Raw genomic sequence first — 26,029 nt, 5'->3', positions numbered from 1 at the left:
TGCATCCATGAAACTTCGCCCAATTTCCGCCGCCATCCTGTTCGCACTGAGCGGCCTGTCGCTGGCAGTCCAGGCCGACGACGTCCGCCGGCCCTATGTCGTGCAACTGACCGACAAGCCGATCGCCTCCTATGACGGCAGCGTCAGCGGCCTGGCCGCCACCCAGCCGCGCCAGGGCCAGCGCCTTGACCTGAACAGCGCCAGCGTCCAGCTCTACAGCGGCTACCTGGCCCAGAAGAAGGCCGCCGTGCGCGCCGCCATCGGCGGCGCGCCAGTTGTGCACGACTACAAGGTGGTGCTCAACGGCTTCTCCGCCATGCTGACCGACGCCGAAGTGCGCGCCCTGATGGTCCGCGGCGACGTGCTGGCGGTCACGCCCGACGTGCCGCGCGAAGTGACCACCGTGTCCACCCGTGACTTCCTCAAGCTGACCGGCCCGAACGGCGCCTGGTCCAAGCTCGGCGGCGTGACCGAGGCCGGCGAAGACGTCATCATCGGCATCGTCGACACCGGCATCTGGCCCGAGCACCTGTCCTACGCCGACCGCGTGGACGCCAACGGCAAGCCGACCCACGACACCAGCGGCAGCCTGGCCTATTCGGCGCCGCCGGCGCGCTGGCAGGGCGATTGCCAGACCGGCGAAGGCTTCACCACCGCCCACTGCAACAACAAGCTGATCGGCGCGCAATACTTCGACAATACGTTCCTGAGCGTCGGCCGCACCGCCCACTGGAGCGAATTCCGCTCCTCGCCGCGCGATTCGCTCGGCGGCGACGTCGGCGAGGGCAGCCACGGCACCCACACCTCGACCACCGCCGGCGGCAACCATGGCGTGGACGTGACCATGGCCGGCGTCAACGTCGGCGAAATGTCGGGCGTCGCGCCACGGGCGCGCATCGCTTCCTACAAGGTGTGCTGGACCTATGTCGACCCCAGCGTGGCGATCGGCCGCCGCAACAGCTGCTACGTCGGCGACAGCGTGGCCGCGATCGAGAAGGCCGTCGCCGACGGCGTCCACGTGATCAACTTCTCGATCAGCGGCGGCACCAGCGTCACCGATCCGGTCGAGCAGGCCTTCTTCGGCGCCGCCAACGCCGGCGTCGTGGCCGTCGCCTCGGCCGGCAACGACGGACCGGGCAACCAGGTGGCCCACATCAGCCCGTGGCACACCACGGTCGGCGCCTCGACCCACAACCGCGAATTCCAGGCGACGGTCACCCTGGGCAACGGCCAGAAATACACCGGCGCCTCGATGAATACCACGCCGCTGCCGGCCGAGCCGGTCGTCGACGCCTCCAGCGTCGGCCTGCCGGGCGCCAACGCCAACCGCCTCGCCCTGTGCTACAGCGCCTCGTTCAACGGCGGCCAGCCCGTGCTCGACCCGGCCAAGGTGGCCGGCAAGGTGGTGATCTGCAACCGCGGCGAGAACGACCGGGTCGACAAGAGCCGCGCGGTGCGCGAAGCCGGCGGCGTCGGCATGATCCAGGTCGACAACGGCGCCGGCCTGGTCGCCGACAGGCACTCGGTGCCCTCGGTCCACGTCACCCAGGCCGACGGCCAGGCGATCCGCAGCTACGCGGCCGCGAGCGCCGCCAGCGCCACCGCCGCGATCAGCAAGTTCGTGGTCGGCGTATCGAGGCTGAATGCCCCGATCATGGCCGGCTTCTCGTCGCGCGGCCCGAACCGCGCCGACGCCAACGTGCTCAAGCCGGACATCACCGCGCCGGGCGTGGACATCATCGCCGGCGGCACGCCGGGCCTGACCCAGGAACAGCGTGACGACATCGTCAACGGCACCCTGGTGCCGCCGGTCGAGTTCGTGTCGTTGCAGGGCACCTCGATGTCGGCGCCGCACGTGGCCGGCGTGAGCGCCCTGGTGCGCCAGAAATACCCGACCTGGTCGCCGGCGATGATCAAGTCGGCAATGATGACCACCGCGACCGACACCTTCCCGGATACGCTGACCGGCGACATCCGCGGCGGGCTGCCGTTCGCGCAGGGCGCGGGCCACGTCAACCCGACCGCCGCGCTCGACCCGGGCCTGGTGTACGACATCGCCGAAGCCGACTACCGCAAATACCTGTGCGGCGCCGGCGTCGCCACCCAGTGCGCGGGCGGCCAGATCCCCGGCTACGACCTGAACCTGCCGTCGATCTCCGTCGGCAACGTGCTCGGTTCGGTGAGGGTCACCCGTTCGGTGACCAACGTCAGCACCAGCGCGTCGAGCTTCACCTCGCAGATCTCGGTGCCGGGTTATAGCGCCGTCGTGACCCCGGCCACGCTGGCGATCGAGCCGGGCCAGACCAAGTCGTTCACGGTGACCCTGACCCGTAACGGCGCGCCCGAAAACGCCTGGCAGTTCGGTTCGCTGACCTGGACCGGCGGCGGCCATACCGTGCGCAGCCCGGTCGTGGCCCGCTCGGGCAGGCTGATCATCGCCCCGACGTTCATCTCGAGCGACCGCGCCAGCGGCAGCAAGGCCCTGTCCATCACCACCGGCTTCGCCGGCAAGATGGGAGCGACCGTCGGCGGCCTGAAGGAAATCGTGCGCACGGCAAACACCATCGCGCCGGCGCCGGATGGCAGCCTCGACACGCTGAGCCTGATGGCCGACGCCTGCCACCGCGGCCTGTACGGCGCCCGCGTGCTGCCGGTGACCTTCACCGCCGACACGGTGGCGGCGCAATTCGAGCTGTTCGACCGCGATACCAGCGGCCAGGGTGGGGACGACCTCGACCTGGTGATGGTGAACGCGGCCGGCCAGCTGGTCGCCTACTCCGCCAGCTACGGCTCGGACGAAACGATCGCGCTGGCGGCCCCGCCGGCAGGCAACTACCGCGTCTGCACGCTGGGCTACAGCACCGCCTCCGGCGGCACCACCTCGTATGGCCTGCATGCGGTGGTCGTCAATACCACCGACAAGGGCGGCAACCTGCGCGCCATGGTGCCGGCCACCGTGTATGCCGGCGGCAAGGCGACGGTGGCGGTGAGCTGGTCCGGCCTGCCGAGCGGCAAGCGCTTCCTGGGCGGCGTGCGCCTGCTGGACGCCAGCGGCGCGATCGGCTCGACCACCGTGCTGCAGGTCGAGACCAACCAGCCGGTGCCGAAGGCCGAGCGTCCGCAGCGCGTCAAGGAGAAGGACGTCGGCGTGTAATTGAAGGAGACGGGGCCCATGGCCCCGGCCGAATGGACAAAGCGCGCCCCGGCGCGCTTTGTCTTTTTTGGTGGGCTATTTTTGGCGGACTATTGACGGACTGCGGAGCCAATCAGGCTGCCGGCGAACCCAGCTGGCAAGCGCCGGCGACGCAGACGGCGCCCGGGTCGGGGCGGTGGATGCAGATCGACATCTCGCCGGTACGCTGGATCTCGGCCTGGCGCTCGGTCTTCGAACGTTCGGCCAGCGCCAGGAGCGCCTTCCCGTCGGTCGTCGCGGTCGAATACGGCAGGTATTCCTGCGGGCCGCCGCAGGCCAGCGCGCCGACCGGGAGCGAGCGGCATTGCGCATTGTCGCTGCAGGTGGGCGTGCCGATCAGACGCTTGATCTCGGACACGGTGGCGCCGGGCTGGAGCGCGACGACCGGCGCCGCGCCGTCTTTCACCGGCGGCTGGGCCGGATCGTGGGCCTGGGTGGTGCAGGCGGCAGTGGCGCCCAACACGAGGATAAGGAGGAGTTTTTTCATGCCGCCATCTTCGCGCGCACGGTAAGGCTGGTCAAGCGGATCGGATTGACCAACTGTGTCCGGATGTATCGTCCGCCTGTTGCGCACACCTTACGGAACACCACCAAGCCTAATTTATTTCCTAAATACATTTTCTATTTCCATGTAGATATATTTCTCAATTACAGGCAAACGGAGTGAACGTCGCGCATCCCGCTCACATCCCGTATCTCATCCGCTGTGAGCCTAAAAGTTCGCAGACACAAAAATTGACCGCAGGGAAATTTTACTTATTACAATGGCTTCGTTAAAGACGAGCTTGTTCGAGTTCATAGATGACCCTCCTGCGCCCCCTCATCGCCTTCTTCCTGACCTCCCTGCTGGCTGCCTGCGGCGGCGAGTACGACCTCGACACGACGGCCCGCACCGCGGCGGCTGCCACCATTGCTGGAGCATCCGCCTTCGCCGGGACGCCGGCAACCGGACCGAACCCGGCGCCAGGCGCCCCGCTCATTGCCACCACCGCCACCCTCGCCTCGGCGACGATGCCCGCGCCCGACTGCGCCGCCGAAGGCTGCGTCAGCCTGCGCATCATCGACGGCAATGCCGAAGCCTGGCGCATCGATGCCCAGCGCCGCGCCGCGCGCGAGGCCGGCCTGCCCCAGTCCTGAGCTCGGCGCGCCGGCGTCGGCGTTAGCGCCGCGGGAGCGGGAGCGGGAGCGGGCGGCGCGTCGCGGCCAGCAGGAACAGGCCGCTCGCGACCAGCAGCCAGGCGCCCGGCTCCGGCACCTCCGCCACGCTGGCGAAGGCCGGGTCCACCAGTTGCAGCGCGACCGGCTCGCCCGCAACCAGGTTCATCTCGACCACATTGCCGGCGGCGCCCAGGTAATGGTAGGCGTCGTCGATGAAGGCGACGCTGAACAGGGTGCCGTTGACGCCCTCGCCCAGGTCGAACTCGACGTCGAAGCTGAACAGGCCGCCGAACGCGACGAGTTGCTCGAAGAAGTTGAAGTCCGGACCATTGCGCAGCACGACGCCGTTGACGACGTCGCCACTGACGTTGCCCGATGACGGCAAGACGCCGCCGTCCAGGAAGGCGCCGCTGAAGTTGCCGAGGCGGGCCACCGTCGGCGCCGCGTCCAGCGGGCCGTTCAGGCCCAGGTCGAGGTAGCCGACGGCGCCGGCCAGGGCCGAGGTATCGAGCGAGACACGGTACAGCGGACCGGCCAGCGCCGCCGGGGCGCCGAACACGATCGACAGCGCCAGCAGCGCGCGCAGCAGCAGGGGTGCAAGGGATGAGGTGAAGTGCGACATGTCGGTTTTCCTTTAGAGCGAGCCGGAGACCAGCTGCGGCGTATAAGTGAAGTTGCGCTTGGCGCCATTGGTGAATGCGGTGGCGATCGTGACCGTGGCGCCCGGCGCGATGCCGGCCTGCGGCAGCGTGACGTACGGTGCGCCCTCGTGCATGCCGGCCGGGTTGTCGAGGGTGACGCCGGTCGGCAGGCCGCGCAGCACCAGGTGCAGCGGACCGCTCAGGTGCTGGCCGCTCGTGTTGGTGACCGTGACGTTGCCGGTGGTCTTGCCCGTCGCACGATGGATGCTGAAGCCGCCGATCACGATCCTGCTCGACGCCGTCACGTCGGTATGCGAGCCGGTCAGGTTCAGGCTGACCACCAGCGGGTCGTGGTCCGAGGCGCGCCAGGCGTTCTTGCGGTACGGGTCTTGCGCCGTATCGCCCAGGTTGTAGTCGATGGTTTCCGGCTCGTCGGCATTGCTGTGCCATTCGACCGCGCCCGCCACCTGCGGCGCCAGCGAGCCGCTCGCCAGCGCATGGTCGAGGTAGCCCGACAGGCCGTTGAACACATAGGAATACGGCATGCCGTGCGGACGCACGAAGCGTTCGAGCAGGTTGACCATGCCGGCCTGCTGCGTCAGATGATTGATCGGGGTCTCGAAGGCGTACGCATTCAGGTCGCCGATCACGAGCACGTCCGGATCCCCGGCCGCCTTGACTACCTGCGGGATGAAATACTCGGCGAGGCGCCGGGCCTGCTCGGTACGGGTACGGTCCCAGCAGCCTTCGCCGTTGCCCGGGTCGGTGTCGCCAGGACCGGCGCCGCTGCAGCCACCCTTCGATTTCAGGTGGTTCACGATCACCGAGAAGGCGCCGCCGCCCTGCCTGGCCCTGAATGCCTGGGCCATCGGCGGGCGGTTGTTGATCTCGTGGCCGTCCGACAGCGCGCTGCCTGCCAGGCTCAGCCTGGCGGGCTTGTAGATCATCGCCACCCGGATCGCGTCGGTGCCCAGCGCCGCCGGCTTCGGCACCACGGCATAGGCGCCGGGCGTGGTGGCGGCGTTCAGTTGCTCGACCAGGTAGCCGACCGCGACGTCGCCATTGTTCTGGATTTCCATCAGGCCGACCACGTCGGCATCGAGTGCGGCCAGCGAGGCGACGATCTTGTCGCGCTGGCGCACGAATTCGGCGCTGTTGTCGGCGCCGCGGCACTCCCTGGCGGAAGTCGTGTTGCCGATGGTGCAGCCCTGGCCGCTGCGGCCCCAGGCGTCGTGGCCATCGGTGAAGGTGGTGAAGAAATTGAGCACATTGGCGCTGGCCACCTTGATCGCGCCCGGCAGGGCCGGGGCCGGAGTGCGCGGGTTGGCGCGCGCGAAGCTCGGCGCGACGGTCGGCTGCAGCTTGAAGCCGGCGCCGCCGCCGCCCAGCGCGCCATAGTCGACCACGCCGGTCAGGTCGTGCACGGTGTCGCCCACGCGCACGGTGCCGTCTTCCGCCAGATAGGGGATGGTGGCCGGCGCCACGAAGATGCCGTCGTCGAGCACGATCTGGTTGCTCGCATGTTCGCGCGCGAGCGCGAGCGCCTCGGGCGAGCCGAGCGGATACCGGTTGGTCGGATTCTCGCGGCGGCCGTTGGCCAGGATCAGCTCGCCACGATCGCCGAGGTTGCGGTTGCCGTTGACGGTGAGCGGCGTTGCAAAGCGCACCAGCATGCCTTCCACGTCCGCCAGGTTCGCGTTCGGGAGGGTGATATTGGCCGGCACGATGGCCGGGCCGGCGCCCAGCGACACGATGCTGCTGACGTCCTTGAGCTCGGTGTAGCTGCGGGTCGCGCCGCTCGGGCGGTATTCCTCGACCGTGCCGGTCACGCGCACGAGCGTGCCGACCGGCAAGTCCGTGGTCTTGCCATAGATGTACAGGCCATCCGACGTCGATGGATCGCCGTCGCCCTGCGCGTCCTGGATGAAGAAGCCGGCGCCGACCTTGGCGGTGATCACGCCCTGCGTGGTCTGGACGGTGCCGACGTAGGCGCTGGCCGGCCCCGAACCCTGGAGCGTCGGGATGCGCAACTGGCCGGCGACGGCGACGTCGACCGTGCAGCGCTCGGTGTCGCCTTCGGTGTTGGCGAACTCGATCTGGACCGGATAGCGGCCGCCGGCCAGCCTGTCGCCGACCATGAGGCGCGCGGCGGCAGGGCCGCCGATGGCGTTCGACGGCGCGAAGTCGGCCAGGCCAATGCCGGCCACGGCGCCGGCCACGATGGCGGCGCGCGTCACCATGCTGTCGGCGTCGACCGCCGACAGCTGGGCCGAGGACGCGCTGCCCTGGGCGACCTGGAGCGCCGCCGGGCAGCTCGGCACGATCGGCTGGATGCCGGGAGCGCCGCCGCCGTCGCAGGCAGCCAACGGCGAACGGGTGCTGCGCGGACCGTTGACCGGGCCAGCGACGAAGTCGTCGCGGTTGTTGTCGGTGTCCTGGCAGCCCTGGGCCAGGCGCGCGATCGCATTGACGGTCGACGGCGCCGGCGCGGCCGCCCCTTCGAAGCGGTTGGCCGTGCCGAATCCGACCAGGTCGACCAGGTTGGCGCCTTCCGGCGTGGACATCTGCGTGCGTCCATTGACCAGCGCCACCTTGCCCGCGGCACCGGCCATGTCGAGGCCGTTGTTGAACAGATCGCCCTCGCCCACCGCATTCGGACCACCGCCATTGCGGCCCAGGACCAGGAAATACTGGCCGGGCGCCAGGGTCAGGTCTGGAAGCACCGTCACCGCGCCCCAGTTGGCGCCAGTGGCGGACTGGTATTGCAGGCTCATGCCGTCGAGCCGGACCGGGGCCTCGCTACGGTTGAACAACTCGACGAAGTCGTGGCTCCACTGGCCGCCGGCGTTGTTCGACGCGCCATACAGCTGGCTGATCACCACGTCGCCGGGTGCGGCGTGGGCGCCGGCGGCAAGGCCCGCCAGCAAGGTCGCCAGCAGCGTGCGCCGCGGTGCGAAGGATGCAAAAGTCGTCATGGATTCCCCATTAATGATCGCACAAGATGTGCCCGCCAGATTCATTAACAGAATGATAGTAATTGCGGATATTGACAACATGATGACCAGAAATTAGCCACGGAGGGTAATTTCTAGCTTAGCGGCAAACCAACGCGTCGGCGTCGGGTTTCCGCAGGGAATCGGTAAAGAGGATAACGCGGACGTCAGCAGCGGCGGCGCCGGGCGGCCCAGGTGGCCACCCCGAGGCCGCCGGCCAGCAGCGCCCAGGCAGGCGGTTCGGGTACGAGCGAAATCGCGTAGGTCTCGAGCGCCTCGACGCGCCTGAATTGCCCGCCATAGGTGCCGTCGATGATGCTGCGCCCTTCGAAGGCGGGGTCGCCGTAGCTCAGCTGCCACGAAATGGAGGTCGTCAGCCGCTCGTCGACGAAGAGGTCGGGTCCGGCGCCGAAGGTGGGGCCGTGTTCGGGCGAGTTATAGGTCTGGCGCGCGCCCTGGCTGGGCAGGACGTTATCGAGCAGCAGTTGCCGATACACGGCCGCAGTGCTGTAGTTGAACAGGAAAGCGGTGCGTTCCCAGTCACGTTCGGAAACGTGCCAGCCATCCGTGGACGACCAGCTGCGCGGATTGTAGCCGCCCACCACCCAGCTGTCGCCGGTGTCGTTGGCGACCTGCATCAAGGTGAAGTTGCTGCCGCGTCCGTCCGCGGCGGCATGGAAGTCGCGCGCGTCGTCGCCCGCCTGCCGCGTATAGACGTTCTCGAGATAAAGAGGGCCGGCGCCGAGCCAGCGTTCGAGCTGGCCCTTCAGGCTTGGGTCGAGCAGTGGCGTAGCATCTTGCGACACTCGTTGCGCCACTGCCGACGATGCCGCCATGCCGGCGGCTGCAACCAGGATGGCGGCCGCACCGCTCCGCGCCAGGATCTTGTTCATGCAACGTCAGACTGCACGTTGCCGACACTAGTTCCAGGCGCGCGGCGGATCGGGTCAGGCGCGCTTGTAGATGTCCTCGAAGCGGACGATGTCGTCCTCGCCCAGGTAGCTGCCCGACTGCACCTCGATGATGTGCAGCGGCAGCTTGCCCGGGTTCTCCAGACGGTGGTTCATGCCGATCGGGATATAGGTCGATTCGTTCTCGGACAGCAGGCTGACGGTATCGCCGCAGGTCACGCGCGCGGTGCCCGACACCACGACCCAGTGCTCGGCGCGGTGATGGTGCATCTGCAGCGACAGCTTCTCGCCCGGCTTGACCGTGATGCGCTTGACCTGGAAACGGTCGCCCGCATCGATGCCCTCGTAGTGGCCCCATGGACGGTAGACGCGGGTGTGGTGCAGGTGCTCGGTGCGCTCCATCGAGGCCAGGTGTTCGACCACCTGCTTGACGCGCTGCACTTTACTCTTGCAGGTGACCAGCACCGCATCCTGGGTCTCGACCACGACCACGTCTTCCAGGCCCACCACCGCCACGATGCGGCTCTCGGCGCGCACCAGCGAATTCTTGACGCCGTCCAGGTAGACGTCGCCGCGCTGGGCATTGCCGTTGGCGTCCTTGGCCTGGGTTTCCCACAGGGCCGACCACGAACCGACGTCGTTCCAGCCGATATCGGCCGGCACCACGGCGGCGTCGCGGGTATGTTCCATCACCGCGTAGTCGATCGAATCCGCCGGGCAGGCCGAGAACGCGGTGTCGTCGAGGCGGCAGAAATCGAGGTCGCGGTAGGCCGCGTGCATGGCCTGGCTGGCGGCGCCGGCGATCGCCGGCGCGTGCTGCTCCAGCTCTTGCAGATAGCGCGCCGCGGCGAACATGAACATGCCGCTGTTCCAGTAGTAACTGCCCTCGGCCAGGAAACCTTCGGCCGTGGCGGCGTCGGGCTTCTCGACGAAGCGCGCCACCTTGTAGCATTCGCCGCACCCGTCCACCGGTTCGCCGCGGCGGATGTAGCCGTAGCCGGTTTCCGGCGTCCTGGGCACGATGCCGAAGGTGGCCAGCGCGCCCTTGGCCACCAGGCGGGTGGCGCGGTCGACCGCTTCACGGAAGGCTTCGCCGTTCTCGATCACGTGGTCGGCCGGCAGCACCAGCATGACCGCCTCGGGGTCGATCGCCTGCAGGTGGTGGGCGGCGGCGGCCACGGCCGGCGCCGTGTTGCGGCCGACCGGCTCGAGCAGGATGCCCAGCGGCGTGATCCCCACTTCGCGCAACTGCTCAGCCACCATGAAACGGTGGTCATTGCCGCAAACCACGAGCGGCGCCATCATCTCCGGCCAGCCGGCCACGCGCAAGGCGGTTTCTTGCAACATGGTCTTGTTGGCCACCAGCGGCAGCAACTGCTTTGGCAAGACCTTGCGCGACAGCGGCCACAGGCGGGTGCCGGCGCCGCCGGAGAGGATGACTGGATAGATCTTCATGCGCTGACTTTCTCTTTTTCTAATTCGTTGGTGTCGTGATCCGCGACGTCCTTGCGCCGTGAGCGGCGACGATCGCGTGCATTGAGCCATTCCTCCGACGAATATTCGGAGGCGTGCTTCATTTCGCCTTTTCGGTCGACACTATATTCCTTAAAGACAATCATTTCATTCAATGTTACATCATGCAACACGCGGGTGTATTCGAACAGGATGCTGCGCACGATCTCGGCGCCTTCGCAGATATGGCTGCCGTGGCCGATCCAGCTGGGGCCCACGATGCGGGCGCCGGCCTCGACTTTCACCCCGGAGCCGATGTAGACCGGTCCCTCGATGGTCGTGCCTTCCCAGTCGATGCTGGAGTTCAGGCCCACCCAGACGCCGGGCTTGATCTGGATGCCCGGCACGTCCATATTGTTGACTTCGCCGGTGATGACCGACTGCAGCACTTCCCAGTAGTCGCCCATGGTGCCGATGTCGAGCCAGTTGAACGGACGGCCCTGGGCATAGAACGGCAGGCCGCGCTCGGCCAGCAGGGGGAACAGCTCGGAACCGATGTCGAACGGCACGCCCGACGGAATCAGGTCGATGACTTCTGGTTCGAAGATATAGATGCCGGTGGAAATGAAGTTGGACTTCGCGACGTCCTGGCTCGGCTTTTCCTGGAATTCGACGATACGGCCCTGCTCGTCCGAGACCACCACGCCATAGGACGACACCTTGTCCCATGGCACTTCTTTGGTGATGACGGTGGCCATCGCGCCCTTGCGCCGGTGTTCCAGCAGCGCGGCCTTGAGGTCGAGGTCGATCAGGGCGTCGCCGCACAGCACCACGGTGGTGTCGTCGAAGAAGCCGCCGAATTCCTGGATTTTCTTCATGCCGCCGGCCGAGCCGATCGGTTCGGGGACGACTTCGCCGTCGTCCTTCGTATAGCCTTCGAAGGAATAGCCGATCTGGACGCCGAACTGTTCGCCTTCGCCGAAGTACTCTTCGATCTTTTCGTGCAGCCAGCTGACGTTGACCATGATTTCGGACACGCCATTTTTCTTGAGGTGTTCGATCAGGTAAGCCATCACGGGTTTGCCCAGAATCGGGATCATGGGTTTCGGCAGATCGTAGGTGAGCGGACGGACGCGTGTGCCCTTGCCTGCGGCGAGAATCATGGCTTTCATTAGACTATCCTTTGCATTATTTGGCTGTGGTTTGGTAGCGCCATACGTCGGCGCACATTTGAGCGACATCACGTTCGGCAGTCCAGCCCAGTTCCTCGCGGGCCAGGGATGGATCGGCGTAGCACTTGGCCACGTCGCCGGGACGGCGGTCGACGATCTGGTAGGGGACCGGACGCCCGCTGGCGGCTTCGAAGGCGCGCACCATTTCCAGGACACTGTTACCGCGGCCAGTACCCAGGTTGTAGGTGACGATGCCCGGGCCCTTGTTCAGGCGATCCAGGGTCTTGACGTGGCCGATCGCCAGGTCCACCACGTGGATGTAGTCGCGCAGGCCGGTGCCGTCCGGGGTGTCGTAGTCGCCGCCGAACACCGACAGCTTGTCGCGCTGGCCGTTGGCGACCTGGGCGATGTAAGGGACGAGGTTGTTCGGGATGCCGCTCGGCTCTTCGCCGATCAGGGCGCTCTCATGGGCGCCGACCGGATTGAAGTAGCGCAGCAGCGCGATGCGCCAATCGGGCTCGGCCTTTGCCAGGTCGCGCAGGATGTCTTCGATCATCAGCTTGCTGCGGCCATAGGGATTGGTGGCCGACAGCGGGAAGTCCTCGCGGATCGGCACCGAGGCCGGATCGCCGTACACGGTGGCCGAGGACGAGAACACCAGCGATTTGCAGCCGAACTTGGCCATGGTCTCGAACAGCACCACGCTGCCGTTGACGTTGTTGTCGTAGTAGCGCAGCGGCTGCGCCACCGATTCGCCGACCGCCTTCAGGCCGGCGAAGTGGATCACCGCCTCGGGCTTGTGCTCGGCGAACGCGGCTTCCATCGCCGCGCGGTCGCGGATGTCGGCCTGGACGAAAGCGAACGGCTTGCCCGTGATGCGCTGGACGCGCTCGCAGACCGAGCGCTGAGCGTTCGACAGATTGTCGACCACGACCACGTCGTGCCCGGCGCTCTGCAGTTCGACGACGGTATGCGACCCGATATAGCCCACACCGCCAGTAACCAGAATCTTCATGTCTTTCGCTCTCTGTTAATCATAGTTTGATGCTCCATGGACCGCTTGCGGCCCGTTGTCCTGTCGGCGCAACGCTGCGCCGCGATCCCGCTGTCACTCATCCTTCCTGGCCGCTTCCTTGATCAAGAGCCAGAGAAACGCCATGTCGTCGATAAAGTAACGCCGAAACATCCGGCGCGGTTCCTGCAGGAAGCGGTAGAACCACTCGAGCCCCGCCGTCTGCATCCACGCCGGCGCCCGCTTGACCCGGCCGATCGCCACGTCGAAGCTCCCGCCCACCCCCATCGCGAACGGTATCCGCATCTCGGCCTGGTACAGGCCGAGGAAACGTTCCTTCCTGGGCGAGGAAATCGCCACGAACAGCAGGTCGGCGCGGCTCTCGCGCACCTGGCGCACCACCTGCGCTTCCGCGCCCTCACCCTGCCAGTAGCCGTCATGCAGGCCAGCCAGCACCAGGCCCGGATAGCGGCGGACATAGGTCGCGGCCACCTCGCGCACGACGTCGGGACGCGCACCGAGCAGGAACACCCGCCAGCGTTTCTGCGCCGCGCGCCGCATCAGGGCCTCGAACAGGTCGATGCCGGCCACCCTTTCCTTGAGTGGCTTGCCCAGCAGGCGCGAGGCCCATACCACCGGCATGCCGTCCACATTCACCAGGTCGCATTCGTTGATGATGCGGCGCAGGCCCTCGTCGCGGCTGGCCTTGACCAGCTTATCGACATTGACCACCACATGCTGGTGCGGCCGCCCCGTGCGCACGAAACCGTCAATCCGCTCCAGCGTCTCTTCCATCGAAACGTTATCTATATTACAACCAAACAGCGTGACGCGCTCGTTCATGCGTGCCTCCGGTCCGGTGTCTGACGTTTCCTGCGATTAATTATTTATTAATCGGTAAAAGTGATTGTAAACCTGCATTCGATGGGAACGGCGGACGATACGGTCGTGATGCGCAGCACTTCGCACGGCGTCTTCGATTCATACGCGGCCGAATACCAGCCCAGGGGCGGATTTTCGGCGCCGCGCACCAGTTCCAGGTGCAGGTCTTCGCCGCTGGCCTGCATCTGCAGCACGAAGCGCTTGCCGCGCACCGACAGGCCGTGGCTGGTCAGGCGCACGTCCAGGCCCGGCGCGAAGTGCCAGAACGTTTCGACCTTGTGGGGCTTCCTGGCCGCCACCTCGTCGCGCACGGTCAGGGTGTTGCTGGCGCCGTCGAAGCGCACGCTGCGCAGGTGCAGCACCGGGTCCGGCAGGCGCGCATAGCCGTCGTGCGAGCCGCGGAAGTCGAATTCGTGGGGGGACGCCGGCATGCGCTCGATGCTGGAGCGCGCCTTGCGCAGCCACATGAAGCGCCCGCCGGGCGTCGACTGGTCGAGGCCGTCGACGCGCACGGTGTTGTGGCTCGAGGTGCCGCGGAAATAATCGCGCCACTTCTGTTCTTGCCAGTAAGAATACGTGCCGGAATCGACCAGGCAGGCTTCGCCCGCCACCGACAGGCTCAAGGCAAGCGCATCGGCGTGGCCGTGGGCGGCGATGCCGAGATAGCCCAGCGGGCCGCAGTCGAGCACGCCCTTGATCTCGTTGGCTTCGCCGAAGTGATTTCCGAACAACAAGTAACCGCCGTCGGGGAAGGACCACCCGGAATCGGCTTCGTGCGGATCGCAGTCGGGCCGCCCGCCCGGCAACGCGTGCAGCAGCCAGCGCACGCCCGGGTGCTGGTCGTGCTGGCCGCCGAACACGGTGTCGCCCAGCGCCAGCAACTGCGCGGCGCGGTCCGGGCCCGGGCGCCCGGTGCCGGCGTGCAGGCGGAACAGGCAACCGTCGTCGGCGTCGCCGACCATCGGCAGGCCGCCGTCGACGTCGCGCACCGAGCGCAGGAAGCGCAGCGCGCGCTGCAGCACGGCCCAGTAACTGCGCGAGAAAGGCTGACTGTGGGGCTGACTGTGCGAATGATCGTGAGGCTGATCGCGCGACTGGCTGCGGAACTGGCTGCGGGGCTGACTGCGCTGCTGGCTGCTGGCCTGGCCCAGGAGCCCGGCCACGAACAGGCATTCGCTGGAAAACATATGGTAGGAAAACGCCTGCTCGCGGTTGACGCCGTCGCGCGAGAACTGGGCCTGCGCTTCGTGCTCCAGTTCGCGCTGCGCCTGGGCTTCCCAGTCCTTCGATTCCTTCCAGCACGGCCAGGTAACGGCGCCGGCGTACAGGCCGGTCAGTTCGCCGATCAGGTGGTTGTTGGCCGACGAATGGCGCGACAGGTGGCGCGCGATGGTGCGGCAGTGCGCATGGATGCTGTCCAGCCAGTCGGCGCGCAGGCGCTCCCCGGCGGCGCCCTCGAACAAGGCGCTGCGCTCGCCACCCACCAGCTGCCAGATCAGGCTCCAGTTGACGAGGCGGATGCCCAGCTCCATCGAGCTGGTCCAGTTGGGTCCCGTGAGCGGCGGGCAGGCTTCGAACCAGCTGCGCAGGTTTTGCGCCAGGGCCTGCAGCCAGCGCGGATCGCCCGTCAAGGCCCAGGCCTGGGCCAGGGTCACCAGGTGCAGGTGACGGTTCAATTCCCATACGTGCTTGATGTCGCCTACCAGTTCGCGGTCGCCAATGGCGATGTCGCCGCGGTACAGCGACGGCGCGACGACGCCGGTCTCGGGATCGCGGTTCCAGGCGGTCGGCACGCCGACGTCGAAGCGGCGTTCGGCGAACAGCACCACGTGGCCGGCCTCGATGCGCTCGGCGTCGAGCAGCAGTGCATCGACGTCGGCCTGCTCCAGCGCCGGCGCGCCGCGCACGCCCAGGCTCAGGGTGCGCGGCAGCGGCGGCGGCGCGGCAAGGCCGACGGAGCGGCGCCCCAGGCGGATCGTCGCCGCCTGGCGCAGCCGGTAGGCCATTTCAGGCACCGACATGCAGCGCAGCCGGTTGACCAGCCATGCCATGCGTACTGTTGCGTTCATCAAATTTCCTTCACCGTTTTCTGGATTGCGTCTTTTCGTCCAGCAATTGCGCGTACAGCGCAGCCAATGTGCCGCACACCACGCCGGCCGCGTAGTGCCGTTCGGCGGCGGCGCGCGCCGCGCGCGCCAAGCGCGCACGCAATCGCGCGTCGTCCAGCAATCGTTCGATGGCGTCCGCCAGCGCCGCCGCGTCGCGCGGCGGAACCAGCAGGCCGAGTTCGCCGTCGGCCAGCGCTTCCGGAATGCCGCCGACGCGTGTCGCCACCACCGGCGTCCCGGCCGCCATCGCCTCGAGCACCGACATCGGCAAGCCTTCGGCATGGGACGGCAGGCAGAACAGCCAGGCGCGCGCCAGCTGCGCGTCGCGCGCGGCCGCATCCAGCCAGCCCGGCGTCTCGACGCGGCCGGCGATGCCGAGCTCGGCGGCTCGGCCGCGCACCCAGTCCAGGTCGCCGCTGCCGCCCAGCACCAGGCGCAGCCCCGGGTGGCGCGCGGCCAGCGCGGCGCAAGCCTGCAGCAGTTCGTCCACGCCCTTGGCCGGGTCGAGGCGGCCCAGGAACAGGATGCGGCCGGCTTCGGCCCGTGCACCCGCCGCGGCCGACGTCGGGCGCACCGGATTGGGCACCACGACCACGCGCGCGCGCGGCGCGCATTCGCGCACGCAGGCGGCCCAACCGGGCGACAGCGCGATCACGCGCGAGCTCGCCTCCAGGGTGTGCCGGATCCAGCGCCGCAGCAGCGGCCCGGCCTCCGCCAGCGCATAGCGCCGAAAGCCGCCGCCATGCAGATGAAACACCGTGCATGCGCCGCCCATGCGCGCCATGAGCAGCACCAGCGACTTGCGCAGGAAACTGGCGTGCGATCCGGCATGCACGTGGACGATGGCCGGACTTGCCCCGGCGCCGAGGCAGGCCCGCGCGGCGCGCCACAGGCCGCGCAGCGCGCGATCGAGCTTATGCAGGCGGCGCCCCTCGGCGTGGGTGGCGACATAGGCGACGCCTTCGCGCTCGAACAGGCCGTCGGCGCGCAGCACCTCGACCACGCTGGCGATGCCTCCCCTGCCCCCCAGCGCGGTTCCGACCATCAGCACGCGTGGGGGCGCCATGGTCATGCAGGCGCCCCTGGGAAATGTGTCGCAATCCTGTTCATCGCTATATGTACTTATGAAAGGGGCAATATTTACGATCATACAGGGCAACTTGTTGATCTAGCGCACGATTCGTCAGTCGACGGCAATGAACTCGAACTTGCCGTTGGCGCCGCGCGGGATCGCCTCGACCCGCTCCACGGCGACCTGCACGCCGGGCACCCGCTGCAGGAATCGTTCGCGCAGGGCGGCCTCGTCGCGCCCGCCGAAACCGTCGGCCGCGACCACGCGCAGGGTGAAACGGGCCTGGCCGTGGTAGCGCACCTGGCCCTCGAGCAGGCGCAGGTCGCTGCCCTGGAACACGCGGTCCAGACGCGCCACCATGCGGCCATCGGGCAAGGTGAGGATGCGCTCCTGGCGTCCCATCACGGCCTCGAGCGTCGGAAACACGCGCCCGCAGGGGCAAGGCGCCGGCTGGTCCAGGCTGCTGCCCACGCGCACGGTGTCGCCCGTGCGGTAGCGCGCCAGCGGCATCGCGGCGTTGTTCAGGCTGGTGCCGACGAGTTCGCAGCTGCCGTCTGGCAGCGCCAGCAACTCCACGCCGCCGTAGTCGGTCAGCAGGTGGTAGCGGCCGTGCTCGCAGGTGCCGATGGCCGCGACCCGCTCGGCCTGCCCATACCAGTCGAACACGGTCACGCCGAAGGCGCGCACGACGGCCGCGCGCACGGCCGGCTCCAGGGTCTCGGACGAGGTCATCACGCCGCGCAGGGCCCGGCCGCCATAGCGGCGCCCGGCCGCTTCCAGCCAGTGGGCGATGGCCCCGATCGAGGACGGATAGGCGTGGATCACCACCGGATCGTAGGCTTCCAGCGCCGCCACATAGGCGCCGATGGTCGCGTTGGACAAGTGATAGGACGACATCACGAGCAGCTTGCCGACCGGGTCGCGCCGCCAGTAGCGGCCATCGGCGGGCCGTTCGTCGCACACGAGGTCGCCGCGGATCCAGGCCCGCCGCCGCCCCGGCCGCCAGCCGATCCAGCGCAGCTGGCGCTGGACGAAGGCTTCCTCGCGGATCACGGCGCCGAGCGACTGCACCAGGGTCAGGGGCGAACCCGAGGTGCCGCTGGTGCGGATCGTGTTGCGCAGCAGCGAGCCGAAGCGGCGCGGCCGCAGGTGGCGCGCCGGGTCCTGGCGCAGGGCCGGCTTGGCGAGCAGGAAGGCGCCGGGCGGCACCGCATGCAGCCGGGTCGCGTCCGGCGGCGCCGCGACGCCGAGGCGCCGTGCGCGCCGCGCCACGTAGGCGTTGAGGGCGACGCCCGAGCGCTCGTTGCGCAAAAGAGACGGCAACACCAGCAGCCGCGCCGGCAGGCCGCGCGCCAGCAGGCGGCCGAGCGACCTGAGCGCCAGGGCGAGCGTGCGCGCATCCATCAGGCGCCCCGCCCGCCCAGGATGCCGGCGTAAGCCTGCGCCACCACCCGCCCCAGGATCGCGTAGCTGCGGTGGGCCCTGACCCAGGCCGGCCCGCGCGCGGCGCAGGCGGCGGCCAGGCCGGGTTCGTGCAGCAGCCGGCGCACGGCGGCGGCGAAGGCCGGCGCCTCCATCGGCGCGCACAGCCCGGCCCCGCTCTCGGCCAGCACCCGGGCCTGGTCCGGGATGTCGTTGGCCACGCCGGGGATGCCCAGCGCCAGGTATTCGAGCAGCTTGGTCGGCGAAGAAACGTCGTACAGGACCCCGCGCGGGATCGGCGACAGGCCGACTTCGGCCCGCACCGCATAGCCGAGCGCCACATCCCGCGGCAGCCAGCCGGTCAGCAGCACGCGCCCGTCCAGCCCGCGGCGGGCGATCTCGGCGCGCATCCAGGCCATCTCGTCGCGCGAGGGGGCGTCGCCGGCGATCACCAGCAGGATATCGGGCACATCAAAAGCGAGCTGTTCGACGACATCGAGCAGGAAGCCGGAGCCGCGCGCCTGCGCGACTCGGCCCAGGTACAGCAGCACGCGCCGTCCGTCCAGGCGCGGGTCAAGGCTGGGCGCGACCAACCCGCGCTCGCACAACGCGGCATCGACGCCCATCGGCACCGCGGTCATGCGCGCGCGCGCGACGCCCTTGCCTGCGAGCCAGTCGGCCATCGCCTCGCTCTGCACGAACACATGGCGCGCGCCCGGCAGCACCAGGCGATAGAGCAACCAGCGCGAGGCGGCGGCGCGCGCCGCATGCGCCAGCCAGCGCGGCCCCCGGCCGCGGCGCGCGATCTCGTCGCGCCGCGCCGCGAAGCCTTCGACGATCGGGAACGACATCCAGTACAGGAATGGCACGCCGAGCGCGGCGGCGGCCAGGCGCCCCAGCAGAGCGGACGCGATTTTGTCGCGCACCTGGATGCCGTCCGGCTTGCGGCGGCGCCAGGCGCGCGCCAGGCCTACCAGGTCCCAGGCGGGCGCCAACACGCTGGCAAAGCGGCTCTCGATGCTGCCGACGACGTGCATCCCGCCGCCGCCCCACCCCACCGGGCCGGCGCCGCCGGACTGGCCGACCAGCTCGCTGCCGACGCCATGGCGCGGCATCTCGGCGCCGAACAGGGTCAGCAGGTCGGCGCGCACCGGCGGCAAGGGGTCGCGCACGATGAAGGCGATGGACAATGGCTTGCGCATGGCGCCTCGTACCCAGGGGGAACCTACGATACTAGACCGGCGCGGCGCGCAAACGTTCAGCTATCGCAGGGATGGGCGCATGGGAGGCGCATGGGCGAGGTGCATGGGCGAGCTGCATGAGCGAGGTGCATGCGCGACGCTAGCGCTCGGTCTCGCGGTCCGCCTTGGCATATTCTCCCGCCTTCTTGGACGGTGCGCGCAGGATCGACAGGATCACCAGCCCGAACAGCGCGCTGAGGATGGCCGTGGCTTCGCGGCCCATGCCGGCGGACACGCCGATGGCGGCCGTCATCCAGACGCTGGCGGCGGTGGTCAGGCCGCGCACGTCGTTGTTCTCCTTTTGCTTGAGAATGGCGCCGGCGCCCAGGAAGCCGACGCCGGCCGTGACGCCCTGCAGCACGCGCGACAGGTCTTCGATCTTCATGCCGCCCTGCAGTGGAATCAGCACGAACAGCGCCGAGCCGACCGAGACCAGCATATGGGTGCGCAGGCCGGCCGAGGCCCCCACCGATTCACGCTCGTAGCCCAGTATGCCCCCCACCAGAGCGGCGACCAGCAGGCGCACCACGATGACGGTCACGTCTTCGGCATTGCCCAGGTCGGAAAATTCGCGCTGTATCGTCAGCCAGCTTTCTGTCCACCACAATTGCATTGCGCCACCCTTTGTCCGGTTTTGATGTCGGACAAATCATGCCATCCATGCAAGATGCGTGTCGCCACGCTCAGCCATTCCATCAGGTATCGGCGCGCGCACGCCGGGCCGGCTTTCGTATAATCGGCTGCCCAGCCAACGCTTCGAGGAGACCCCGATGGAAACGATGGAAATCTACCGCGGACGCCTGATCGACCACATCCAGCTGGTGGTGCGCGACCTGCCCGCGTCACGCAGGTTTTATACGGCCGTGTTCGAAGTGCTGGGCATTCCGCTGGCCGGCTCGGGCGATGATTATTTCTGGGCCGACGAGCTGTTCGTCTCGACGCCCGACAGCTCAGCAGCCCAGGGCCAATTGACCGGCCGCCATCACCTGGCCTTCCAGGCGCGCGACCGCGCCATGGTCGACGCCTTTCATCGGGCGGCGCTGGCGGCCGGCGGCAAGGATAATGGCGCGCCGGGCGAACGTCCCTACCACCCGGGTTATTACGGCGCCTTCGTGATCGATCCCGACGGAAACAATATCGAAGCCGTGCACCACGGCGAAGCGACCTTCAGCGCGCGCGAGATCAGGATCACTTTCTGACCAACGAGCTACGCGGCGCGGCCTACGCGGCGCGGCCGTCCTTCCACGCCAGCAGCCTCGGCAGCAAGGCGGCGCTGGCATGGCTGTCGAGCTTGCGGCAGAAGTGGGCGCCGGACGCCTTGAGTCGCTCCAGGTCGCCTTCGTCCAGCACCCTGGGGTGGCAGGCGCCGCCGTCCGGCCAGGCAATGTAGCGAAAGTTGTTTGACAGCACCCGGCCGGCGTGGCGGGAATGCATCACCAGGGTCTGGAAGAACAGCTCGTCCGGCGACTGCACGCTGCGGCAAAAGCGCAGCAGGCGCGGATGCGCATCGGCCAGGGCCAGCATGTCGCGCAGGCAGTCGCGCGACAGCGCCCACCAGCACGATCCGCCATACGGCGTGAACCCGCCGGGCAAGCGGCGCGTGCGCCGCAGCAGGCGCAGGACGCGGTTGGCGGCAACGCAGGCCAGGCGCTCGGCCGGGTGGCCGCCAGCGCGATGAAAATAGGCATAGCGGTGCATCACGCGCCAGCCGTCGGGCGCGATCGGCGCGGTCTCGATCAGCTCGCGATCGCGCAGCCGCGCCAGGGCCGCCTTCAATAGCGGATTGGGCAATAGCGGGAAATCCTGGGCCGACAGCAGCACGAGCTTGTCGAAGACCGGCGCCTCGGCCAGGATCTGCCGCACCGACGTCAGGGTGGCCTCGACCTGGGATACCTGGCCCCAGCGCACGGCGACGCGCTCGCGCACGGCGCGGGCATGCGGATGCAGGCGCGCCGGGTCGAGACCGCTCTTGCGGTCGAGGTGCACATAGACCAGGAAATCGGGATCGCACAATTGCTCCACCAGCCGGTTGAGCTGGTCCAGGTCCTTGTGCGCGCAGATCAGGAATGCCTGTCTCATCGGTGGCCCGGCGAGCGCCTTGCTCATGCGCGACGAGGCTAGCACGGCGCACGCACGGGCCGCGCCAGCGAGACATGAAGCCATTAATGCTGAGCTATTAATGTTGCACTATTAGTGCAGCGTTTTTAATGCCGCACTATTGGTGCCCGACTATTAATTCAGCGTCACGCTCTGGCCGGCGACGGTCACGGTGCGCACCGTGCCCGAGGTGGCGATGTCCACCCGCGGCCTCTTGCAGCCGACGTCGAGCAGCACCAGGAACTCGGCGGTGGACTTGCCATCGTTCTTGAGGTAGAAGGCGCCGTGGTCCTCGATCACCCTCGCCTTGGCGGCCGGCCCGGTCCACTTGGCGAAGCTGGCTTGCGCGTTCAGCGAGCGCAGGCACAGCGACTGGCCGCCGGCCGACACCGTGACATTCTGCGCGTTCTCCACCGTCATGACGACCGGGGTGTGGACATTCCACTCGTAGGTGCGGGCGACCGTGCTGGCCAGGCGGTCGCGCACCAGGATCGCATTGCCGGCGTTGCGCAGGTGCCAGACCTGGCGCCTGGCCATGGTCAGCTGGCCGCCATAGGCGGCGGTGGCGTCGCCCTCGACGAAATCATAGGCGGGCTGGGCGGCGAAGCCGGTGATCCTGCCGTTGCGCTGCAGCTGTTCGCGATAGCCCGTCACCAGCTGGCCCTTGCCGCCGTCGAAGGTGACCGCGTTCTGCGAGCGGGTCTGGTGATACCAGTCGGTCCAGTAGGGCGAACCGTACCAGTCATACCAGCCGGCCTTGACCAGCAGCGGCTGACCCGCGCTCGACAGCAGGATGCCGTTCTGGTCGCCATGGCTGTGGTTGAACGAGCCGTAGGGACTGGACTTGAAGTACAGCGAGGACCGCGTGGCCGAGCCGATGTCGGTATGCATCGACGCCCAGCCGATGCTCGGATAATAGGCCGAGTTGGTTGGCGGCGTCCTGGACCTGGTGTCCTTGACCGGCATCGGGTAAGGCGCTTGCAGCAGGCTCAGCGTGTCTTCGGCGCCGCCCAGGCTGGCGACGTACCAGGCCGCCCGCGGCGAGACCATGCGCGAGCCGAAGGCGTGCCAGACGCGCGGGTCGGGCCTGGTCTCGGAGCCGTCGCCGAAGGCGTGTACGCGCGCGCCCGGCGGCGTGAACTGGGTGGCGAAGTCGAGCAGGCCCTGGGCCCAGGGCTTGGCATAGAAATTCACGCCGGACGCCTGCGACATCGGATCCCACAGCGCGACCAGGTAGCCGGCCGCGTATTCGGCATACGCGGTGCCGTTGGCGTAGCCGCCTTCCTGGCCGCTCCAGGGCGACGGCGCGTTGGCATAGGCGCGAAACGAGAAGTCGAACCACTTCTGCGCCTCCGGAATGTCGCCCAGCGCCAGGGTCGAGATCAGCGCCAGGAAGACCAGGCTCGTGTTGCCGTGCGAATCGAACGGATACTGGTCGAGGCGGCCGTTATCGCCCGCCAGATTGCCGTAGATCACTTCGGTGCGGGTCCTGACCGTGTTCAGCCAGCGCGCGCGGCGCGGCGCGTCCAGGTCGGCGGCCAGGATGTCGACCGCCTTGATCAGCGAAACCGCGATCTGGCGCGTGGCCTGGTCCTGGTTGGCGTAGCTGGTGGGCCCGGCCGGGTCGAGGGCCGCGATCTGGTCGCCGCGGCGCAGCGCCTCGTCGAGGAACAGGCGGTCGCCCTTCATGCGCCACATCAGGGCGGCGGCTTCGAGCTGGCGGCTGGCCTCGTTGATGCGCTGGCGGATGTCGGTCTGCTGGCTGGCCATGGCGGCCGTCAGCGGCGAACTGATCACGATCGGCCAGCGTCCATCGGTCAGGGGCGGCACCGCCTTGATCTGCAGCTTGATCTCGTTGATCATGCGGCTGACGTAGGGGTCGAGTTCGGCGCGGCGGGCAGCGTTCCAGCTGGCGTACGGCGTGAACGAGGACGGCAGCCCGCGCGGCCGCGCCCTGGCCGTGATGCGCGCGCGCAGCGTGGCGTTGTCCGGCACCTCGAACAGGTTCGACCTGCTGGTGATCGAGAAGCCGCGCGGCATCGACCAGTCATTGCTGCCGACCGGCCGCACGCGCCAGCTGTACTTTCCCAAGGCCATGGCTTTCGGTGGCAGGTACCAGTTCCGTTCGGTGATCACCTTGCCCGGCGCCCCGCCTTCCGGCGTGATCTCGAGCTCGTAGGCGGCAGGGCCCCTGGCGTGGCGGGCCCAGGTGAATCCGGGCGGATTCTGCGCCTGGACCTGGTTCAAGTTCGGGCTGGGCTGGACCACCAGCGGGTCAAGGGACCGGGCCCAGTCCGCGCGCGCGCTCAGGGACAACAAGAGCGACGTCAGCGCCAGCGCGCAGACCAGGCCTTTCCGGTGAAAATTCATGCTGAAGCTCCGAGAGAACGAGGATTGTCCAGAATCGCACCGCGCTCGGGCGCTGGCACGACATCTGCCGCAGGCATCGGGGATGCTTGCTTGAGGAAAACAATGTTATCGCAGGTTTTTTTGAACAAAATCAAATTCCCTAAGGAAATTATTGGTTTGCCTGTTTTGGCGCCCGTCGTTCGCACAAATCCAACACGAACGATTCGACCTGTGGCGAGCAGGATGTTCTGTGCTGTAACTGTCGTGCCCGGTATGGAGAACAGTGCGGTAACCAGCGGCCTGCGCGGCAGCCCCCTAGGCTTGGGCTTGGCCATCTTCGCCGCGTTCAAGCCGCCGCAAGGCCCGCATGCGCTTCAGGTAGCGCAGGCAAAAGATGCCGAACGATAGCGGCGCCTTGCCCGCATGGCGCCGGCGCACGGCGAATTCCTCGCGCCGCGCCGCGATCCGGTTGCGCGACGAGACGCTGCCGGCATGGTCGCGAAACACGGCCAGCACCGCGTCCACCAGCGCCGGCTGGCTGAGCGCCCCCAGCCGCAGCCACAGGTCGACGTCCATCGCATAGCGCAGGCGTTCGTCGAAGCCGCCGACCAGCGCGAACATGTCGCGCCGCACGAACACGGCCGGATGCGGCACCCAGGCGCGGCCGGCGGCGTAGGCGCGGTAGGAAAACGGCGGCATCGGGTTCGGCGGCAGCAGGCGGCCTTCCTTGAGCACCTGGATGTTGCCGACCACCCAGGCCGGCGGGCAGCCGCCGGAGCGCGCCTGTTCGATGCGCCGCCCGACCGTGGCCAGGACCGCCGGGCCGGCGTAGTAGTCGTCCGAGTGCAGATGAGCGACGTAGCGGCCGCCCGCCGCGGCGACGCCCCGGTTCATGGCGTGGCCGATGCCGCCGCGCACCTCGCGCAGCACGCGTTTGTTGCCGGGATAGGCGGCGATCATGTCCAGGGTGGCGTCGCTCGAGCCGGCATCGACGAAGACGTGCTCGAGATCGCGGCAGGTCTGGTCCTGGACCGACGCCAGCGTGTTAGCCAGCGTGGCCGCGCTGTTCCAGGTGCAGGTGACGATCGAGAAGGTCGGCTGGTTCGGCATACAGCTCCAGTAAGGTGGGCAGCAGGCGGGCGGCGTCGGCCCCGAACCCTGCTGGCGGGGCGACGCGCATCGGCGGCGCCGCGAGCAGGCGCGCGAGCCGCGCGACCAGCGCCGGCATGGTGGCGGCCAGCGCCAGCTGGCCCGGATACTGGACGTACTGCGCCAGCTCGGGCGTGCCGCCGCGCGCCAGCGCCAGGCAGCCGCGGCCCAGCGCCAGCGCTTCGAGCACCGTGGTGCTGCAGGCCTCCTCGCAAACCGAGGGCACCACGCACAGGTGGGCGCGCGCGGCCAGGACCAGGGTCGCCGCATGGTCTTGCCAGCCGAGGAAGCGCACCTGCGCTCCGGCGTGGCGCCGCTCCAGCGCCGCACGCTGCGGGCCGTCGCCGACCACGGTCAGGCGCGCATGCGCCGGCAGGCGGCCGGCGGCGGCGTCGAGAAATTCCGCCACGCCCTTGCCGGTGTCGATCCGCCCGGCCAGCACCACCTCGCCCGCCTGCGGCCCGGGGGCGGCCAGGGCCAGGGCGCGCAGCAAGGCGTAGTCGACCAGGTTGTGGATCACGCGGCTGCGCGACAGGTCGGCGTCGGGCACCGCGCGCAGGAAACGGCGGCGCAGGAAGTGGGACACGAACACCGTCTTGTGGCGGGCGAAGGCGCGCGCAGCCTGGCTGCGGTAGCCGCTCACGGCGAGCGCCGTCAGCGCCGTGCGCACCGATCCCGGACCTGGAGTGGCGTGGCGCGCGCTGCACGCCGTGCACGCGCCCGGGGCCAGCCGCTCGCACACGGCGCCGTCGACGAAGCGCAGGTGGGTCAGGCATTCGCTGCCCTGGTCGTGGCGCGTCTGCACGAAGTTGATGCCGTCCCGGACGTACAGGCCCGTCATCGGCAGGTGGCCGTGGTAGTGAACCACGTCGAAGCCGGCGGCGTGGGCATCGATGGCGCGCGCGATGCCGCGCGCCAGCCAGGGCCGCTTGAGCGGATTGAACGCGCCCAGCTGCGCCTCTTTCCAGCCGGGGCGCGCGATGGCGAAACCGGGCCGGAAACGGCCGCCGAAGCCGATCTGGCGCGCGGGATCGGCGCCCGGCCGGTCGCTGCGGCCCAGGATCTCGACGGCATGGCCCTCTTGCAGCAGGCGGTTGGCCAGCGTCACCACGTGCTTGCCCAGGCCGCCCACTTGCTCGCCCGGCAAATCCTCGGACACCATCAGGATGCGCATGCT

21 protein-coding genes are annotated in these 26,029 nt (G+C 68.5%); 3 read left to right on the top strand and 18 right to left on the bottom strand.

The genetic code is table 11. The annotated features are described in order from the left end of the window. Positions 1-7 precede the first annotated feature (7 nt). Positions 8-3,154 carry a S8 family peptidase gene (locus tag ABIB38_RS12625; RefSeq protein WP_429204312.1) on the top strand — a complete coding sequence of 1,049 codons (3,147 nt, stop codon included), beginning with the start codon at positions 8-10 and terminating at the stop codon, positions 3,152-3,154. 112 nt (positions 3,155-3,266) lie between these two features. Here the strand turns inward: ABIB38_RS12625 and ABIB38_RS12620 are convergent, their stop codons facing one another. Further along, complete coding sequence (locus ABIB38_RS12620) at positions 3,267-3,680, bottom strand: hypothetical protein (protein ID WP_429204310.1); 414 nt, start codon at positions 3,678-3,680, stop codon at positions 3,267-3,269. A gap of 314 nt (positions 3,681-3,994) precedes the next feature. Between ABIB38_RS12620 and ABIB38_RS12615 the strand changes: the two genes are divergently transcribed. Further along, positions 3,995-4,330: a hypothetical protein gene (locus ABIB38_RS12615; protein ID WP_429204309.1), complete on the top strand. Its 336-nt coding sequence runs from the start codon at positions 3,995-3,997 to the stop codon at positions 4,328-4,330. Positions 4,331-4,352: 22 nt separating this feature from the next. On the opposite strand, the gene ABIB38_RS12610 is transcribed toward ABIB38_RS12615, so the two are convergent. The 12 genes from ABIB38_RS12610 to ABIB38_RS12555 all read right to left on the bottom strand — a co-directional run bounded on the left by ABIB38_RS12610 (position 4,353) and on the right by ABIB38_RS12555 (position 19,870). After that, positions 4,353-4,973 carry an NF038129 family PEP-CTERM protein gene (locus tag ABIB38_RS12610; RefSeq protein ID WP_429204307.1) on the bottom strand — a complete coding sequence of 207 codons (621 nt, stop codon included), beginning with the start codon at positions 4,971-4,973 and terminating at the stop codon, positions 4,353-4,355. A 12-nt stretch (positions 4,974-4,985) separates the two neighbouring features. Then, positions 4,986-7,967, bottom strand: a complete 2,982-nt coding sequence (locus tag ABIB38_RS12605; RefSeq protein WP_429204305.1) for an ExeM/NucH family extracellular endonuclease — start codon at positions 7,965-7,967, stop codon at positions 4,986-4,988. A gap of 185 nt (positions 7,968-8,152) precedes the next feature. Next, the gene (locus ABIB38_RS12600) at positions 8,153-8,878 is read right to left on the bottom strand and encodes a PEP_CTERM-anchored TLD domain-containing protein (RefSeq protein ID WP_429204303.1); all 726 of its coding nucleotides are present in this window, start codon (positions 8,876-8,878) and stop codon (positions 8,153-8,155) included. Between the two features lie 54 nt (positions 8,879-8,932). Beyond that, positions 8,933-10,351, bottom strand: a complete 1,419-nt coding sequence (locus tag ABIB38_RS12595) for a mannose-1-phosphate guanylyltransferase/mannose-6-phosphate isomerase (protein ID WP_429204301.1) — start codon at positions 10,349-10,351, stop codon at positions 8,933-8,935. Then, positions 10,348-11,520 (bottom strand): sugar phosphate nucleotidyltransferase, encoded by a 1,173-nt coding sequence (locus ABIB38_RS12590; RefSeq protein ID WP_429204299.1) that lies wholly within the window; start codon positions 11,518-11,520, stop codon positions 10,348-10,350. The genes ABIB38_RS12595 and ABIB38_RS12590 overlap by 4 nt, the downstream gene beginning before the upstream one ends. 16 nt (positions 11,521-11,536) lie before the next feature. Next, entirely contained in the window at positions 11,537-12,535 is a 999-nt protein-coding gene (gene galE, locus ABIB38_RS12585) for a UDP-glucose 4-epimerase GalE (protein WP_429204297.1), read from the bottom strand. Between the two features lie 93 nt (positions 12,536-12,628). Beyond that, positions 12,629-13,375, bottom strand: a complete 747-nt coding sequence (locus tag ABIB38_RS12580) for a WecB/TagA/CpsF family glycosyltransferase (RefSeq protein ID WP_429204295.1) — start codon at positions 13,373-13,375, stop codon at positions 12,629-12,631. 47 nt (positions 13,376-13,422) lie between these two features. Then, positions 13,423-15,483 carry an alginate lyase family protein gene (locus ABIB38_RS12575; RefSeq protein WP_429204293.1) on the bottom strand — a complete coding sequence of 687 codons (2,061 nt, stop codon included), beginning with the start codon at positions 15,481-15,483 and terminating at the stop codon, positions 13,423-13,425. Between the two features lie 10 nt (positions 15,484-15,493). Then, positions 15,494-16,594, bottom strand: a complete 1,101-nt coding sequence (locus tag ABIB38_RS12570) for a glycosyltransferase (RefSeq protein WP_429204291.1) — start codon at positions 16,592-16,594, stop codon at positions 15,494-15,496. Between the two features lie 111 nt (positions 16,595-16,705). Next, positions 16,706-17,998 (bottom strand): phenylacetate--CoA ligase family protein, encoded by a 1,293-nt coding sequence (locus ABIB38_RS12565; protein ID WP_429204289.1) that lies wholly within the window; start codon positions 17,996-17,998, stop codon positions 16,706-16,708. Then, complete coding sequence (locus tag ABIB38_RS12560) at positions 17,998-19,218, bottom strand: glycosyltransferase (protein ID WP_429204287.1); 1,221 nt, start codon at positions 19,216-19,218, stop codon at positions 17,998-18,000. The genes ABIB38_RS12565 and ABIB38_RS12560 overlap by 1 nt, the downstream gene beginning before the upstream one ends. Before the next feature lie 139 nt (positions 19,219-19,357). Then, positions 19,358-19,870 carry an MgtC/SapB family protein gene (locus tag ABIB38_RS12555; protein ID WP_429204285.1) on the bottom strand — a complete coding sequence of 171 codons (513 nt, stop codon included), beginning with the start codon at positions 19,868-19,870 and terminating at the stop codon, positions 19,358-19,360. A gap of 157 nt (positions 19,871-20,027) precedes the next feature. Between ABIB38_RS12555 and ABIB38_RS12550 the strand changes: the two genes are divergently transcribed. After that, on the top strand, positions 20,028-20,456 hold the full coding sequence (locus ABIB38_RS12550; protein ID WP_429204283.1) for a VOC family protein: 429 nt from the start codon (positions 20,028-20,030) through the stop codon (positions 20,454-20,456). Positions 20,457-20,478: 22 nt separating this feature from the next. On the opposite strand, the gene ABIB38_RS12545 is transcribed toward ABIB38_RS12550, so the two are convergent. The 5 genes from ABIB38_RS12545 to ABIB38_RS12525 form a co-directional block, all read right to left on the bottom strand. Next, positions 20,479-21,336, bottom strand: coding sequence for a beta-1,6-N-acetylglucosaminyltransferase (locus ABIB38_RS12545; protein ID WP_429204281.1), 858 nt, complete (start codon positions 21,334-21,336; stop codon positions 20,479-20,481). Positions 21,337-21,489: 153 nt separating this feature from the next. After that, entirely contained in the window at positions 21,490-23,724 is a 2,235-nt protein-coding gene (locus ABIB38_RS12540; RefSeq protein ID WP_429204279.1) for a heparinase II/III domain-containing protein, read from the bottom strand. Then, positions 23,721-24,038 (bottom strand): hypothetical protein, encoded by a 318-nt coding sequence (locus ABIB38_RS12535; protein WP_429204277.1) that lies wholly within the window; start codon positions 24,036-24,038, stop codon positions 23,721-23,723. The genes ABIB38_RS12540 and ABIB38_RS12535 overlap by 4 nt, the downstream gene beginning before the upstream one ends. After that, positions 24,019-24,813 (bottom strand): glycosyltransferase family 2 protein, encoded by a 795-nt coding sequence (locus tag ABIB38_RS12530; protein WP_429204275.1) that lies wholly within the window; start codon positions 24,811-24,813, stop codon positions 24,019-24,021. The genes ABIB38_RS12535 and ABIB38_RS12530 overlap by 20 nt, the downstream gene beginning before the upstream one ends. Further along, entirely contained in the window at positions 24,749-26,026 is a 1,278-nt protein-coding gene (locus tag ABIB38_RS12525) for a glycosyltransferase family 4 protein (protein ID WP_429204274.1), read from the bottom strand. The genes ABIB38_RS12530 and ABIB38_RS12525 overlap by 65 nt, the downstream gene beginning before the upstream one ends. Positions 26,027-26,029: the final 3 nt, after the last annotated feature.

Origin of the sequence: Massilia sp. UYP11 (genome assembly GCF_050434805.1) — a bacterium.
Taxonomy (GTDB): domain Bacteria; phylum Pseudomonadota; class Gammaproteobacteria; order Burkholderiales; family Burkholderiaceae_D; genus Telluria.
Note: the sequence above shows the minus strand (reverse complement) of the source record. Positions and strands in the feature narration are given on the sequence as shown.